Consider the following 13,956-nt stretch of genomic DNA (forward strand, 5'->3'; position numbering starts at 1 on the left):
CGGCCTTGCCGGGGCGCCGGACCGGTCGGATGGGCTGCAAAACAGCCCCAATTGATCAATCGGCTGCCTGTTTGAACACATAAAACAGGTTCGGCTCACTGACCAGGTAAATGGTCCCCTCCTCATCCATTGCGATCCCTTCCGCCTGCGGCACAGTCTGTTTGAGCCCCTGATACCCCTTGCGCAGCGACAGCGTGCTCAACGGCCGCCCCTCCACATCCAGCTCCAGCACCAGCCGCGACTCATCCGAAAGCGCCAACAAATGCCCACTGCGCTCATCGAACTGCAAACTCGACAAGTCCCGCACAAACAGCCGTGAATCACGCTTGCGGTCCTGCACCACATGCACGGCGTAAGGCTTTTCCGGGTTGTCATGCGGGAAACCATGCACCTCATAGATCAGCATCGGGTCACGTTCCTTGGCCACGAACAGGCGCTTGCCCGCCGAATCGTAGGCCAGCCCCTCGAAACCCTTGTTGCCGTTAAGGCCAATACCCAGGCTGAGCTGCTCGGCGTCACCGGCATCGAGGAACAACGTGTCGTCGTCCAGGCGCACGCGGATCAGCCGCTGCTGGCGCTCGTCGGTAATCACGTAACTGTTTGGCCCCACATATTCCACCGCTTCGGGGTCACCAAAGCCGGTCAGCGGCACGCGGCGCAGGATGCGCCCGTCCAGCGACAGCTCGATCAGCTCCGAGCGGGCATTGGTGACGCTGAACAGGGTCTTGCGGTCGGGGTCGTAGGTCAGCGCCGACAGGTCGTCATCCAGCCCCTCGAGCGGCTGCGCCTCCAGCACCACCCGGTAGCGATCCAAGCCAATGCCTTGCTCGACCGGCTGCCACCAGGTCTTGAGGTTGAACCAGCCACGCTCGAACAGCCGAAACTCCTGCCCGGCCCAGCCAAGCAGGAACAGGCCGACAACGGCCACAACGAGGGAAAAGCGAACAAAACGGCGCATGGAAGCAGACTCGACACAGGGTTGGCGAATCTAACCACGACCAACTGAAGTAAAGCTTAATGCCAGCATCCGAAAACCCGGACAACGGCGTCAGTTTTTTCTGAAGCGATAGAACAGCGCCGGTTCGCTGACCATGTACAGGTTGCCCTTATCGTCCATGGCCACCCCTTCGGCACGCGGGATGGTGTGCTCAAGGCCGTTGAACCCACCCAACAAGGTCATGAAACTGACCTGCTGACCCTGCTCGTCCAGTTCCAGCAGCATGTTGGAGTCGGCCGACAACACCAGCAGGTGGCCGGTACGCGGGTCTACACCCAGCGCCGAAAGGTTGCGCAGGTCGAGTTCATCGCTGGGCAGCGGCTGCTTGTTACCCTTGAGCGGGCTGCGGCCGTCGGTGCTCCAGGTATACAGCTTGGGCGGGCGCTCCTCGCCGATGATCAGGCGCTGGCGCAGCGGGTCCCAGGCCACGCCTTCGAAGCCCTTGTTGCTCTTGACCGACGGGCCCAGGTCGTAGCTTTTGAAGTCAGCGTGGCTGAGTGCGGTCGTGTGTGCATCCACCTTGACCAACGTCAGGTCGTGCAGGCGCTCGTCGGTGATTGCCAGGTAATCGTCTTCCAGCACGGCGATGCCTTCCGGGTTGTTCCAGCCGTTGAGCGGGATCTTGCGTAGCACCTCGCCGTCCAGGTTCAGCTCGACCAGGAACGGGTTTTTTCCCATCACCGCAAACAGGGTACGGGTGCGCGGGTTGAAGGCCACATCGGAGGCTTCGTCATCGTCCATGCCCGGCAACGGCTTGGCATTGACGTCGACCTGGTAGTCCGGCAGCCACACGCTTTCACTGCGCTGGGCGGTGCTTTCCAGGCTTTCCTTTATCCACAGCTCGCCACGGTCATCCCAGTGCATGGCCACTGACACGCCATAGGCAATCACCGCCGCCACGGCCAGGCCGAAAGGCCAGCGCAGATAGAAACGACGCTTGGGGGTTGCCGGGGCGCTGGAGGGTGATGGCATGCGGGGGTCCTGGGGAAATGGGCGTAGGTGCGCGCATTATCCGGATTGGGTGTGAAAAAAACCTAAACGACGCCGGTGTGCGCCGTCTGTAGGAGCGGCCTTGTGTCGCGATCGGGCCGCAGAGCGGCCCCAGCAATTTCAGCTTGAAGCACAAATCGAGGGGGCGCTTCGCACCCCTTTCGCGACACAAGGCCGCTCCTACAAAGGAGAGCGGCGCTGGGTTTGAGTTAAAGCACCCGGCTTTCGAAGCGGCTCACACCCGGCAGCTCCAGCACCAGCTCATCACCGACATTGAACGGCCCCACGCCCGCCGGGGTACCAGTAAGGATCACATCCCCCGCCTGCAGCGAGAAATGCGCGGCCATGTACTGGATCATCGGCACAATCGGATTGAGCATCATCGCGCTGTTGCCATCCTGGCGCACTTCGCCGTTGACGGTCAGGCGCACCGGGATGTCGGTGACGTCCTCGAAGCTGCCGGCCGAGACGAACGGCGGCAGGACGCAGGCGCCGTCAAAGCTCTTGGCCAGCTCCCACGGCAGGCCCTTCTCTTTCAGCTTGGCCTGCACGTCGCGCAAGGTCAGGTCCAGCGCCGGGGCGTAGCCGGAAATGGCGTCCAGCACCTCTTCTTCGGTCGGATGGGTCGACAGCGGCTTGCCCAGCAGCACCGCAATTTCCGCCTCATAGTGCACCGAGCCGCGCTCGGCCGGGATCTTGAAGCCGCCTTCGGCCGGCACCACGCAACTGCCCGGTTTGATGAACAGCAGCGGCTCGGTGGGGATCGGGTTGTCCAGTTCCTTGGCATGCTCGGCATAGTTACGACCGATACACACCACCTTGCCCAGCGGGAAGTGAATGCGCGTGCCGTCTACGTACTGGTGCTGGTAACTCATGGCCGACTCCTCTGGTTACTGCTTTTTATTCAGAAGGAAAGATCTTACCCGGATTCATGATGCCGTTAGGGTCGAACACGGCCTTTATTGCCTTCATGCAGGCGATTTCTGCCGGCGAGCGGCTGTAGCCCAGGTAGTCGCGCTTGGTCATGCCCACGCCATGCTCGGCAGAGATCGAGCCGTTGTAGCGCTCGACGATCTCGAACACCCATTTGTTGACCTTGGCACATGAGGCAAAGAAGTCGTCCTTGCTCATGTGTTCGGGCTTGAGGATGTTCAGGTGCAGGTTGCCGTCGCCGATATGGCCGTACCACACCACCTCGTAAGCCGGGTAATGTTCGGCGACGATGGCGTCGATATCTCGCAGGAACGCCGGCACTTTCGAGACCGTGACGGAAATATCGTTCTTGTACGGGGTCCAGTGCGAGATGGTTTCTGACAGGTACTCGCGCAACTTCCACAGGTTTTTCAGCTGGGTTTCGCTCTGGCTCATCACCCCGTCCAGCACCCAGCCCTGCTCGACGCAGTGCTCGAAGGTAGCCAAGGCTTCGTTGGCCACCTCTTCAGTGCTGGCCTCGAACTCCAGCAGCGCATAGAACGGGCAGTCAGTCGCGAACGGCGCCGGTACATCGCCACGTGCCAGGATCTTGGCCAGGCCCTTGTCGGAGAAGAACTCGAAGGCGGTCAGGTCCAGCTTGCCCTGGAAAGCGTGCAGCACCGGCATGATCGAGTCGAAGTCCGGCGTGCCCAGCACCATGGCGGTAAGGTTGCGCGGGGCGCGATCCAGGCGCATGGTGGCCTCGACCACGAAACCCAGGGTGCCTTCAGCGCCAATGAATAGCTGACGCAGGTCGTAACCGGTGGCGTTCTTGATCAGGTCTTTGTTCAGTTCAAGCAACTCGCCCTTGCCAGTGACCACTTTGAGCCCGGCCACCCAGTTGCGGGTCATGCCGTAACGAATCACCTTGATCCCACCGGCATTGGTGCCGATGTTGCCGCCTATCTGGCTGGAGCCGCTGGACGCGAAGTCGACCGGGTAGTACAGGCCCTGCTCTTCGGCATAGCTCTGCAGCTGGCGGGTGATCACCCCCGGCTGGCAGACCACAGTGCGGTCGAAGGCATTGAAGTCGAGAATCTGGTTCATGTAGTCGAAGGCGACCACCACCTCGCCATTGGCCGCCACCGCGCCGGCGGACAGCCCGGTGCGCCCGCCAGACGGCACCAGCGCCACCTGGTGCGCATTGGCCCAGCGCACGATGGCCTGCACCTGTTCCACCGTCTTGGGCAGCACGATGGCGCTGGGCGCCGGCGGGTAATGCTTGGTCCAGTCCTTGCCATAGGCTTCGAGTGAAGCGGCGTCAGTCAGGACCTTGCCAGGGTCGACAAGGGTCATCAGTTCTTCAATAACAGCGGGGTGGGTCATCGCTGGAACTCTCGACTTATTCATAGTCACCCTGAGCACTCTTCACCTGTCGGGATAAGCTCAGATTGTGTCGCGTATGCTAGCATAGCCCTCCCGCTGTTCATGCTAAGGCTGCCCTCGCGCCTGGCATCACCCTCGCCATTTTTTCTCCGGGATACAGGTTTACGCAGATGAGCAAGACTTCTCTCGACAAGAGCAAGATCCGGTTCCTTCTTCTTGAAGGTGTGCACCAGAACGCGGTCGATACCCTCAAGGCCGCCGGCTACACCAACATCGAATACCTCACTGGTTCGTTGCCGGAAGCCGAGCTGAAGGAAAAGATCGCCGATGCCCACTTCATCGGCATCCGTTCGCGCACCCAGCTCACCGAAGAGATCTTCGACTGCGCCAAGAAGCTGGTCGCTGTTGGCTGCTTCTGCATCGGCACCAACCAGGTTGACCTGGAAGCAGCCCGCGAGCGCGGTATCGCCGTGTTCAACGCGCCTTACTCCAACACCCGTTCGGTCGCCGAGCTGGTACTGGCCGAAGCCATCCTGCTGCTGCGCGGCATCCCTGAGAAAAACGCTTCCTGCCACCGTGGCGGCTGGATCAAGAGCGCGGCCAACTCGTTCGAGATCCGTGGCAAGAAGCTGGGCATCGTCGGCTACGGCTCGATCGGTACCCAGCTGTCGGTCCTGGCCGAAAACCTGGGCATGCAGGTGTACTTCTACGACCCGCTGACCAAGCTGCCACTGGGCAACGCCGTGCAGGTCACCAGCCTCAACGAGCTGCTGGGCCTGGCCGACATCGTTTCGCTGCACGTGCCTGAGCTGCCGTCCACCCAGTGGATGATCGGCGAGAAGGAAATCCGTGCCATGAAGAAGGGCGCGATCCTGATCAACGCAGCCCGTGGCACCGTGGTCGAGCTGGACCACCTGGCCGCCGCGATCAAGGACAAGCACCTGATCGGCGCCGCCATCGACGTGTTCCCGGTCGAGCCGCGCTCCAACGACGAAGAGTTTGAAAGCCCGCTGCGCGGCCTGGACAACGTGATCCTGACCCCGCACATCGGTGGTTCCACCGCCGAAGCCCAGGCCAACATCGGCCTGGAAGTGGCCGAGAAGCTGGTCAAGTACAGCGACAACGGTACCTCGGTGTCTTCGGTCAACTTCCCGGAAGTGGCCCTGCCGGCGCACCCAGGCAAGCACCGCCTGCTGCACATCCACGAAAACATCCCAGGCGTGCTCAGCGAGATCAACAAGGTGTTCGCCGAGAACGGTATCAACATCTCCGGTCAGTTCCTGCAGACCAACGAGAAAGTTGGCTACGTGGTAATCGACGTTGACGCCGAGTACTCGGACCTGGCGCAAGAGAAGCTGCAACAGGTCAAGGGTACTATCCGTTCCCGCGTACTGTTCTAAGTTTGCTTGCCGCATGAAAAAGGGAGGCCCTGGTGACCTCCCTTTTTTGTTTTCCTGCCAGATCATTGGGCCTGCTTTGCAGGCCATCGCGACACAAGGCCGCTCCTACACAGGCAACGCGGTCCCTTGTAGGAGGGGCCTTGCGTCGCGAAAGGGGCGCAAAGCGCCCCCGCTTTTTCATTTCACGTCGACAGTAATCTTCTGCGACTCGACGCTAGGCTTGAACGGCACATGATACTGGTCACCCAGCACCAGCTGCAGGGTGTGCTTGCCCGGGGTCAGGGTAATGCTGGTCTCGGTCTGTGCCTTGCCAAAGTGCAGCACCTGCGGCCCGGCTGGCAGTGCGGTGCCGGCCTCAGGCATCAGGCTGGTCGGCAGCGGCATGTCGGCGACGGGCTCTTTGTCCACATCCACCAGCAAGTGGTGGTGCCCGGTATGCGGGGTCTGGTCACCGGCAGGCTTGAGGCCCATGCCCTCGATGCCGAACTTGACGGTGAACGTCTTGTCGACCGTTGCACCATCGGCGGGGGAAACGATGAAGACCTTGGCCTCCTTGGGCGGCTCCTGGCTCTTCAGGGCATCTGCGGCACTGGCGAACACCGACGCTCCCATCAGCAGACCGGCAACGGCAGCACGCGAAAATAGGCTGTTCATTCACTTCTCCTGTGATTCACTTATTGACCGCCGCCATCACTCCAGCGGCGGCGGTAGTTCACCTTAGTTGAAATATGCGCCAAGGTGTTCACATTGCCTGACAGAAATATTTCAGTCAGGGTTAAACAATGCCGAGGCTTCAAGGTCATAGGCTGCGCTCGATCACGGCGAGGAAGAAAGCCGTGACGAAAGTTATTCATCTGCTAAAAGAAAAGGGGCATTCATGCGTTCGACCATAGGGGTACTGCTGGCAGTACTGATCAGTCCATTGGCCCAGGCGGAGCTGATCGACGAAATCGCCGACCGGGGCGAACTGCGCATTGCCGTACAGGCCGACAACCAGCCGTACGCCTTCAAGCAAGACGACCACCTGACCGGTTTCGACATCGAGTTTGGCCAGGACCTGGCCAAGGAGCTGGACTTGCGCGCCGAGTTCGTCGAAGCCCAGTCAGCTGAAGTGCTGCCCGGTGTCGAGAGCGGCAAATACGACATCGCACTGACTCCCTCGAGCGATGCCCTCAAGGGGGACGGCCCGCTGGATGTGAGCCTGCCGTTTGGCGAGAAGAAGCTGGTGATCCCGTTCCAGAAGGACAACCCGGCGTTTGAAAGCGCGGTGAACAATGCGCTGCAGCGGCTGAAAGACAGCGGGCGCACTGCCGAGCTTGAGCAGAAGTGGTTCAAGGGTGTGCAGGAGACTGCGGCTGGGCAATAGGTTTGTGTTGCCTGTACCGGCCTATTCGCGGGTAAACCCGCTCCTACAATGAACGGCGCAAGCCGCGAATACGCGCCCCGTTGTAGGAGCGGGTTCACCCGCGAAGAGGCCGGCACAGGATTACCCTAAAGCCCGCTGCGCCTCATCCAGCTCCAGCTCACTGAACACCTGTACCCCTGCCCGCCGCAACAACGCCGTGGTCACGCCTTCCCCCGCCACCTTCACGCCACTGAACGTGCCATCATAGGTCAGCCGGTTACCACACGAAGGGCTGCCCGACTTCAGCACTGCCACGCCAATACCATGCCGGCGCACCAGCGCCAGCGCCAATTGCGCCCCTGCCAGGAACTCGGCACTGACGTCCTCGCCGGTCACGGTCATCACCTGCGCGCCGCCATCAAGCACTTCGCCGCCCTGCCCGCCCGGTATCTCCGCAGGCGGGCGTGGGGTCGGCAAACCACCGGCCACTTCCGGGCACAACGGCACCACGCGCCCTTCGGCCTGCCATTGCTGCAACAGGTCCGGATGGCCGCTGGCCCGGCCGTCATAACGCACCGGCTGCCCCAGCAAGCAGGCGCTGACCAGTACCTTGGGCAAATCAGAACGGGTCATTGCCACGCCGCCTGAACCAGCCGGTCAACGACAGCCGCTCGCGCCCGGCCGGCAATACTTCGTGGAGCACCTCGCCCGACAGGAACACCACCAGGCAACCCGCCACCGGCTCGACATCGTGCTCGACACCGCCCGCAAGGAACATGCGCAACTGCCCACCGTCCTGCGGCTGCCAACCTTCGTTCAGGTAAAGCACCGCTGAGACCATGCGCCGGTCATCGTCGCGGAAGCGGTCCAGATGCCGGCGGTAGAACGCCCCCGCCGGGTACAGGGCAAAATGGCACTCGAAGTCTTCCAGGCCCAGGTACAGGCCTTGGTTGATGGCTTGACGCAACTGGTCCATGGCCGCCAGGTACTGGTCGCAGGCCTCGGCCTGGCCGGGGTCGATCCACTGGATCTGATCACCGCGAATGGCCTCGCGGACTTCCTGGGCATCACCGCGCCCAACCCCCGCAGGGTTGAGTTCGCCTTCGGCATCACGGCGCCGGCATTCGGCCGCCAGCGCGCGCACCAGCCCGGCAGGCAGAAACAGCGCCTGCTGGGACCAGCCATGGGTGGCCAGATCGTCGACGACGGCCGCAAGCATCGGGTGTTCAGGGGAAGTGTGCATGGCGCGCATCATATCCATTCGCTTTGTCGGCGCACAGCGCCACTTGGCCGAGAAACACGCGGATATCTCGACAAACCGGCGCCGGGCCAAGGACAATAGCCACCTGCCGACAGGAGTCCTGAATGCGCCGTCTGTTTTCCCTGATTCTGCTGATGATCTGCACCACGCCTGTCTGGGCAGACAACCTGGATCAACTGTACAAGGCCGCCGGCTGGCCCGACCAGCGCGCCCATTTCAACGATGCCCTGACCGCTGCTCAGGAGCGCTACCGCAACAGTTTGCCGCCCGCCGTGTACCAGGCGCTGGTCAACAACAGCAACCAGCGCTTCCAGGCCCAGGCGGTGGACCGTCGCGCCCAGGCAAAACTGCGCGCCAGCCTGGCCAACCCGGCACCGGCCCTGGCGTTCTTCCAGTCGCCGCTGGGGCGCAAGGTGGTGGCAGCCGAGCTCAAGGCCACGCGCAAGGACGAGCTGGCAAAAAATGCCAAAGGCCTGCCGAAGATCCAGGCCAGCGACGACCGCCTGCTGGTCATCGGCCACCTGGCCCAGGCCTTGCCGGCGCGTGAAGCCGGTGCCGAAGTCAGCCTGGCCATTGCCGGTGTTGCCGCCGATAGCCTCAGTTCGATGATCCCCGGCCTGTTCGGCGGCGGCCAGGCCCAAGGCTTGCTTGACGGCCAGCGCCAGCGCCTGATGGGGCAGATCGGCGAAGACCTCAATAACACCCTGCTGTACGTCTACCGCGACCTGTCCGACGCCGAGCTGGAAGAGTTCGCCACCTTTGCCGAATCGCCCGACGGCAAAGCCTACTACCAGGCCGCCCTGGCCGCTGTGCGCGCCGGCCTGGAGGTTGGCCAGAGCAGTAACGAGCTGAAGTGATCAGCCCAGGCGCTGGTCGATGAAGTCGAAGTAGCGCTGACGAATGCCCGGCAGCTCGTTGGCCAGATGGTGGCGAGCTTCGGGCAGCATCAGGATTTGCGGTTCGGCGAACTTGGCCTTGAGCACTTCGAGGTTATAGGGCCAGTCCACCGTACCGTCGGCCTCCCCCTGCACGATCAACGGTTGCCGCGTGCTGCGCGGCGCGGCCTCGATGCGTTTGACCCAGGCGATCAATGCGCCCACCCAGGCGGTAGGCAGCCTGCGCGGTTGCAGCGGGTCGGCTTCAAGAAACGGCAGGAACGCCGGGTCATTAGTGTTCTCACTGAAGCGCCGCTCAATGCCGTTGACGAAGTGCCGCAGCACGCGATAACTGAACTTCGACCAACGCCAGGAACATGGCCGCACCAGTGGCGCCAGCAGGATGACCTGGCCATCGACAGGGCTGCGCGTGCCTTGGTGCAGCAGGTGGTCGACGGCAATCGCACCTCCGGTACTCTGCCCACACAGGTGCCAGGGGCGCGGCAGTTGCAGCGTGCCCGCCTGTTCGAACAAGGCCTCCAGCACCTGCTGGTACAGCGCGAAATCACTGATGCTGGCGCGCTCGCCGCTGGACAGGCCGTGGCCGGGCAGGTCGCAGCTGACCACCGCGAAACCCTGCTTCAGTGCCCACTCGATCACGTGCCGGTACAGGCCCATGTGGTCGTAATAGCCGTGCAGCAGGAACAGCGTCGCCGTTGGCCGCTCGGGTAGCCAGGCCTGCCCGACCAGCTCGAACCCCGCTGCCTGAAAGCCGCCCAGCCAGCTGTGGGCTGGCAGGTTCAGGCCATAGAAGCGCTGGTAGTCCTGCGCTTGCGCCAACAGCGGCTGGCGAGCGGTGAACGGCGCCAGGCTGGCGCGCAGGCGGTCGGGGTGAAAGGCAGCGGGCATCGGGTACATCCACATTGACGCAAGTATTGATCTGGAATCTTCAGCTCTGGCCCGCGCCATGGCAAGCTTGCTCAACATCGAACATCAACCACCGAACCCTGTAGGAGCGGCCTTGTGTCGCGATAGGGCCGCACAGCGGCCCCGGCAATCTCAGGGTGGGGCACAAATCCTGGGGGCGCTTCGCACCCCATCGCGACGCAAGGCCGCTCCTACAGGGGGCCGCGGAACCTTCATGAAGACTCGGATCATCAAACCACTGTGCATGGCTCTCGTCCTCATGGTCGGCGCCATCATCCTCTGGCAGGCCTACACCACCTTCCAGGCCCGCTACCTGCGCCCGTTCGACAACCAGACCACCCTGTTCGACGGCAGCCAGTTACAACTACCCGCCGAACTGGCCGGCCCCGGCCCGATCCGCGTGGTGCACTTCTGGGACCCGGCTTGCCCGTGCAACGTTGGCAACCAGCAGCACCTGGGTGACCTGGTCAGCCAGTTCGCCGACCAGAGCGTGAGCTTCCACGTGCTGCAAAAGCCCGGCAGCCACGGCCAACTACCGGCCAACCTCACAGCCCTCAAGCCACTCGCCAGCCTGCCCGGCAGCGAACACCTGCCCGCCTCCCCGGCTGTGGCCATCTGGGACCGGCAAGGCCACCTGGCCTACTTCGGCCCCTACAGCGAAGGCGCTGTGTGCAACGCCAGCAACAGTTTTGTGGAGCCCATCATCAAGGCCTTGCTCGACGGCCGCCAGGTCAACGCCTCCAATACCCTGGCAGTGGGTTGCTATTGCCCTTGGGCAGGCTGACGCACCCTTGCCGGGTTGCCCACTACCGTCGCGCCCACGGGCACATCTCGGGTCACCACGCTACCGGCACCGACCACAGCATTGTCACCAATAGTCACCCCCGGCAGGATAATCGCCGCACCGCCGATCCACACGTTGTTGCCGATCGTCACCGGCCGACCGCTCTCCAGTCCGGTGCGGCGCACCTCAGGGTCGAGTGGATGGTCGGCGGTATAGATCTGCACGTTGGGCCCGATCTGGCAATTGTCGCCAATGCGTACCGGCAACACATCGAGAATCACGCAGTTGAAGTTGATGAAGGTGTTGGCGCCGATGCTGATGTTGTAGCCGTAATCGCAGTAGAACGGCGGGCGTATCACCGTATCTGCGCCAACCTCGCCAAAATGCCCGGCCAGCAGCGCATGCCGGGCATCATTGAGCAGTTCGACACTGTTGTTGTAACGGTGCATCCAGTGCTTGTTGGCGATCTGCTCGGCCTGCAGCTCGGGGCAGCCAGCGTGGTAGAGCTGGCCAGTAAGCATTTTCTGTTTTTCGCTGAGGGACATGGAAACTCCTTCCTGGGGCTATGCTCTGTTCGCGAATCCACTCATGATCGGACCACACTTTCCGCTTGAACGCACAAGGAGCCTGCATGAAGCGCAGCCTGACCCTGTTGGCCATGGTGGTTACCGTGGCCGCCGGCGCCGGTTACTGGTACGTGCAAGGCAAGCTGCCGCAACGTGAGGGCGAGGTACCCATGGCCGGCCTGCAGGCGCCGGTCAGCGTGCGCTACGACGCCCGCGGCGTGCCGCACTTGCAAGCGCAGAGCGAGCCAGACCTGTACCGAGCCCTGGGCTACGTGCACGCCCAAGACCGGCTGTTCCAGATGGAAATCATACGCCGTCTGGCCCGCGGCGAACTGGCCGAGGTGCTGGGCGACAAGCTGCTGCCCACCGACACCCTGTTCCGTAGCCTGCGCATTCGTGAGCAGGCTGCACGGATGGCCAAGCGTCAGGACCGCCAGTCACCGGCCTGGCAGGCCCTGCAAGCCTACCTTGACGGGGTGAACAGCTGGCAAGCCAGCCACCCCAAACCCATGGAGTTCGACCTGCTCGGCATCACCCCGCGCCCATTCACTGCCGAAGACACCCTGAGCATCGCCGGCTACCTGGCCTACAGCTTCGCGGCCGCGTTCCGCACCGAACCGGCGCTGACCTACATCCGCGATCAGCTCGGCCCGCAATACCTGAAGATCTTCGACCTCGACTGGCAGCCGCAGGGCGCCCTGGGCACGCCACTGGCGGCGGCGGACTGGCAAAGCATGGAAGCCATGGCCCGTGCCAGCCACCAGGCGCTGGTCGAAGCCGGCATCCCGCAGTTCGAAGGCAGCAACGCATGGGCCATCTCAGGCAGCCGTACCCGCAGTGGCAGGCCGCTGCTGGCCGGCGACCCGCACATCAGCTTCGCGGTGCCGGCCGTGTGGTACGAAGCCGAACTGTCGGCGCCCGGTTTCAACCTGTATGGCTACTTCCAGGCGCTCAACCCGTTCGCCCTGCTCGGCCACAACCGCGACTTCGGCTGGAGCCTGACCATGTTCCAGAACGACGATGTCGACCTGATCGCCGAGCGCACCAACCCGGCCGACACCAACCAAGTCATGGTCGATGGCCAGTGGCAGGCGCTGGAAAAAACCGAGCAGCAGATCGCGGTCAAAGGCCAGGCGCCGGTCACCCTTAGCCTGCGCCGCTCGCCACACGGGCCGATCGTCAACGACGTGCTGGGCGCCACCGCCGGGGCCACACCTATCGCCATGTGGTGGGCATTCCTGGAGACCGAAAACCCGATCCTCGACGGCTTCTACCAGATCAACCGCGCCGACAGCCTGGGCAAGATGCGCGAGGCTGCGGCCAAGGTCCACGCGCCGGGGCTGAATTTTGTCTGGGCCAATGCCCGTGGTGACATCGGCTGGTGGGCAGCGGCGAAACTGCCAATCCGCCCTGACGGCGTCGACCCGGCGTTCATCCTCGACGGCGCCAGCGCGCAGGCCGACAAGCGCGGTTTCTACCCGTTCAATGTCAACCCCCAGCAGGAGAACCCTGCACGCGGCTATATCGTCTCGGCCAACTACCAGCCGCCAGCGGTGGTGCCGGTTCCGGGTTACTACAACCTGCCTGACCGTGGTCGCCAGCTTGACCGCCACCTGGCCAACCCCGAAGTGAAATGGGACACCCAGAACAGCCAGGCGCTACAGCTGGATACCGCCAGCGACTATGGCCCGCGCACGCTGGCGCCGCTGCTGGCGACGCTGCGTGCAGTGGCCGAAGGTGACGAAGAGAAGGAACTGGTCGAGCAACTGGCGGCCTGGGCTGGCGATTATCCGCTGGACTCGACCAGCGCCACCCTGTTCAACCAGTTCCTCTACGACCTGGCGTTCTCGGCATTACATGACGAACTGGGCGATACCTGGTTCCCGGTGCTGATCAGCACCCGCGCCATCGACGCCGCCCTACCGCGTCTGGCGGCGGATGCCAATTCGCCCTGGTGGAACACCCGCGGTGGCAACCAGCGTACCGACCGCACTGCGGTGGTACGCACGGCCTGGCAGCGCAGCCTGAAGCACCTGCACGAAACCCTGGGCAGCGACCCGGCCAGCTGGCAGTGGGGCAAGGCCCATACCCTCACCCATAACCATCCGCTGGGGGTGAAGAAGCCGCTGAACCTGCTGCTCAACGTCGGGCCTTTCGCCGCACCCGGTACTCACGAAGTGCCGAACAACCTGTCGGCGAAGATCGGCCCGGCGCCATGGCCAGTAACCTATGGACCGTCGACGCGGCGGCTGATCGACTTTGCCGATGCCGGGCAGGCGCTGACCAGCAACCCCGTCGGGCAGAGTGGCGTGCCGTTTGACCGGCATTACTCGGACCAGGCCGAGGGGTATGTGCAGGGGTTGTACCAGAAGGCGCAGATGGGGGTAATTCCGGCGCAGAGTACCCTGAGGCTGGTACCTGGTGGGTGACCGAGGGGGCTGCCGCGCAGCAGCCCCTTGTGGGAGCGGGTTCACCCGCGAAGAATGCAACACGGTGTATGGCACCGGCTTTGC

General features: G+C 63.2%; 14 protein-coding genes. 5 read left to right on the forward strand and 9 right to left on the reverse strand.

What is annotated here, in order from left to right; all coding sequences use genetic code 11:
• Nucleotides 1-55: 55 nt before the first annotated feature.
• The 4 genes from ACIP02_RS01615 to ACIP02_RS01630 form a co-directional block, all read right to left on the reverse strand.
• Nucleotides 56-958 carry an SdiA-regulated domain-containing protein gene (locus tag ACIP02_RS01615; protein WP_400612579.1) on the reverse strand — a complete coding sequence of 301 codons (903 nt, stop codon included), beginning with the start codon at nucleotides 956-958 and terminating at the stop codon, nucleotides 56-58.
• A gap of 90 nt (nucleotides 959-1,048) precedes the next feature.
• Nucleotides 1,049-1,969, reverse strand: a complete 921-nt coding sequence (locus ACIP02_RS01620; RefSeq protein WP_400612581.1) for an SdiA-regulated domain-containing protein — start codon at nucleotides 1,967-1,969, stop codon at nucleotides 1,049-1,051.
• A 227-nt stretch (nucleotides 1,970-2,196) separates the two neighbouring features.
• Nucleotides 2,197-2,862, reverse strand: a complete 666-nt coding sequence (locus ACIP02_RS01625; protein WP_400612583.1) for a fumarylacetoacetate hydrolase family protein — start codon at nucleotides 2,860-2,862, stop codon at nucleotides 2,197-2,199.
• A 25-nt stretch (nucleotides 2,863-2,887) separates the two neighbouring features.
• Nucleotides 2,888-4,285, reverse strand: coding sequence for an FAD-binding oxidoreductase (locus ACIP02_RS01630; protein ID WP_400612585.1), 1,398 nt, complete (start codon nucleotides 4,283-4,285; stop codon nucleotides 2,888-2,890).
• Between the two features lie 170 nt (nucleotides 4,286-4,455).
• Here ACIP02_RS01630 and serA point away from each other — a divergent pair, with 170 nt between their 5' ends.
• Nucleotides 4,456-5,685, forward strand: coding sequence for a phosphoglycerate dehydrogenase (serA, locus tag ACIP02_RS01635; protein ID WP_016489694.1), 1,230 nt, complete (start codon nucleotides 4,456-4,458; stop codon nucleotides 5,683-5,685).
• Nucleotides 5,686-5,862: 177 nt separating this feature from the next.
• Here serA and ACIP02_RS01640 read toward each other — a convergent pair whose 3' ends face one another.
• The gene (locus ACIP02_RS01640; protein ID WP_201201246.1) at nucleotides 5,863-6,339 is read right to left on the reverse strand and encodes a DUF4399 domain-containing protein; all 477 of its coding nucleotides are present in this window, start codon (nucleotides 6,337-6,339) and stop codon (nucleotides 5,863-5,865) included.
• A gap of 223 nt (nucleotides 6,340-6,562) precedes the next feature.
• On the opposite strand from ACIP02_RS01640, the gene ACIP02_RS01645 reads away from it, so the two are divergent.
• A complete protein-coding gene (locus ACIP02_RS01645) occupies nucleotides 6,563-7,051 on the forward strand; it encodes a transporter substrate-binding domain-containing protein (RefSeq protein ID WP_400612588.1) in 489 nt (162 codons plus the stop codon).
• 120 nt (nucleotides 7,052-7,171) lie between these two features.
• On the opposite strand, the gene ACIP02_RS01650 is transcribed toward ACIP02_RS01645, so the two are convergent.
• Nucleotides 7,172-7,663 carry a DUF523 domain-containing protein gene (locus ACIP02_RS01650; RefSeq protein WP_400612590.1) on the reverse strand — a complete coding sequence of 164 codons (492 nt, stop codon included), beginning with the start codon at nucleotides 7,661-7,663 and terminating at the stop codon, nucleotides 7,172-7,174.
• A complete protein-coding gene (locus ACIP02_RS01655; RefSeq protein ID WP_400613248.1) occupies nucleotides 7,650-8,282 on the reverse strand; it encodes a 2OG-Fe(II) oxygenase in 633 nt (210 codons plus the stop codon). Before ACIP02_RS01655 ends, ACIP02_RS01650 begins: the two co-directional genes overlap by 14 nt.
• Nucleotides 8,283-8,395: 113 nt before the next feature.
• Between ACIP02_RS01655 and ACIP02_RS01660 the strand changes: the two genes are divergently transcribed.
• Nucleotides 8,396-9,148 (forward strand): DUF2059 domain-containing protein, encoded by a 753-nt coding sequence (locus ACIP02_RS01660; protein WP_400612592.1) that lies wholly within the window; start codon nucleotides 8,396-8,398, stop codon nucleotides 9,146-9,148.
• Here the strand turns inward: ACIP02_RS01660 and ACIP02_RS01665 are convergent, their stop codons facing one another.
• Nucleotides 9,149-10,075, reverse strand: a complete 927-nt coding sequence (locus ACIP02_RS01665; protein ID WP_400612594.1) for an alpha/beta hydrolase — start codon at nucleotides 10,073-10,075, stop codon at nucleotides 9,149-9,151.
• A 232-nt stretch (nucleotides 10,076-10,307) separates the two neighbouring features.
• On the opposite strand from ACIP02_RS01665, the gene ACIP02_RS01670 reads away from it, so the two are divergent.
• Nucleotides 10,308-10,877 (forward strand): DUF6436 domain-containing protein, encoded by a 570-nt coding sequence (locus ACIP02_RS01670; RefSeq protein WP_400612596.1) that lies wholly within the window; start codon nucleotides 10,308-10,310, stop codon nucleotides 10,875-10,877.
• On the opposite strand, the gene ACIP02_RS01675 is transcribed toward ACIP02_RS01670, so the two are convergent.
• Nucleotides 10,856-11,422: a sugar O-acetyltransferase gene (locus ACIP02_RS01675; protein WP_400612598.1), complete on the reverse strand. Its 567-nt coding sequence runs from the start codon at nucleotides 11,420-11,422 to the stop codon at nucleotides 10,856-10,858. The genes ACIP02_RS01670 and ACIP02_RS01675 overlap by 22 nt on opposite strands.
• A gap of 86 nt (nucleotides 11,423-11,508) precedes the next feature.
• Between ACIP02_RS01675 and ACIP02_RS01680 the strand changes: the two genes are divergently transcribed.
• Entirely contained in the window at nucleotides 11,509-13,872 is a 2,364-nt protein-coding gene (locus ACIP02_RS01680) for a penicillin acylase family protein (RefSeq protein ID WP_400612600.1), read from the forward strand.
• The last annotated feature ends 84 nt before the right edge of the window (nucleotides 13,873-13,956 follow it).

The sequence above is a fragment of the Pseudomonas sp. NPDC089408 genome, assembly GCF_044749445.1.
In the GTDB taxonomy this organism is placed as follows: Bacteria; Pseudomonadota; Gammaproteobacteria; order Pseudomonadales; family Pseudomonadaceae; genus Aquipseudomonas.

Coding starts and splice junctions, on each gene's coding strand:
- ACIP02_RS01615 (WP_400612579.1), bottom strand. CDS start 958: ATGCGCCGTTTTGTTCGCTTTTCCCTCGTTGTGGCCGTTGTCGGCCTG.
- ACIP02_RS01620 (WP_400612581.1), bottom strand. CDS start 1,969: ATGCCATCACCCTCCAGCGCCCCGGCAACCCCCAAGCGTCGTTTCTAT.
- ACIP02_RS01625 (WP_400612583.1), bottom strand. CDS start 2,862: ATGAGTTACCAGCACCAGTACGTAGACGGCACGCGCATTCACTTCCCG.
- ACIP02_RS01630 (WP_400612585.1), bottom strand. CDS start 4,285: ATGACCCACCCCGCTGTTATTGAAGAACTGATGACCCTTGTCGACCCT.
- serA (WP_016489694.1), top strand. CDS start 4,456: ATGAGCAAGACTTCTCTCGACAAGAGCAAGATCCGGTTCCTTCTTCTT.
- ACIP02_RS01640 (WP_201201246.1), bottom strand. CDS start 6,339: ATGAACAGCCTATTTTCGCGTGCTGCCGTTGCCGGTCTGCTGATGGGA.
- ACIP02_RS01645 (WP_400612588.1), top strand. CDS start 6,563: ATGCGTTCGACCATAGGGGTACTGCTGGCAGTACTGATCAGTCCATTG.
- ACIP02_RS01650 (WP_400612590.1), bottom strand. CDS start 7,663: ATGACCCGTTCTGATTTGCCCAAGGTACTGGTCAGCGCCTGCTTGCTG.
- ACIP02_RS01655 (WP_400613248.1), bottom strand. CDS start 8,282: ATGCGCGCCATGCACACTTCCCCTGAACACCCGATGCTTGCGGCCGTC.
- ACIP02_RS01660 (WP_400612592.1), top strand. CDS start 8,396: ATGCGCCGTCTGTTTTCCCTGATTCTGCTGATGATCTGCACCACGCCT.
- ACIP02_RS01665 (WP_400612594.1), bottom strand. CDS start 10,075: ATGCCCGCTGCCTTTCACCCCGACCGCCTGCGCGCCAGCCTGGCGCCG.
- ACIP02_RS01670 (WP_400612596.1), top strand. CDS start 10,308: ATGAAGACTCGGATCATCAAACCACTGTGCATGGCTCTCGTCCTCATG.
- ACIP02_RS01675 (WP_400612598.1), bottom strand. CDS start 11,422: ATGTCCCTCAGCGAAAAACAGAAAATGCTTACTGGCCAGCTCTACCAC.
- ACIP02_RS01680 (WP_400612600.1), top strand. CDS start 11,509: ATGAAGCGCAGCCTGACCCTGTTGGCCATGGTGGTTACCGTGGCCGCC.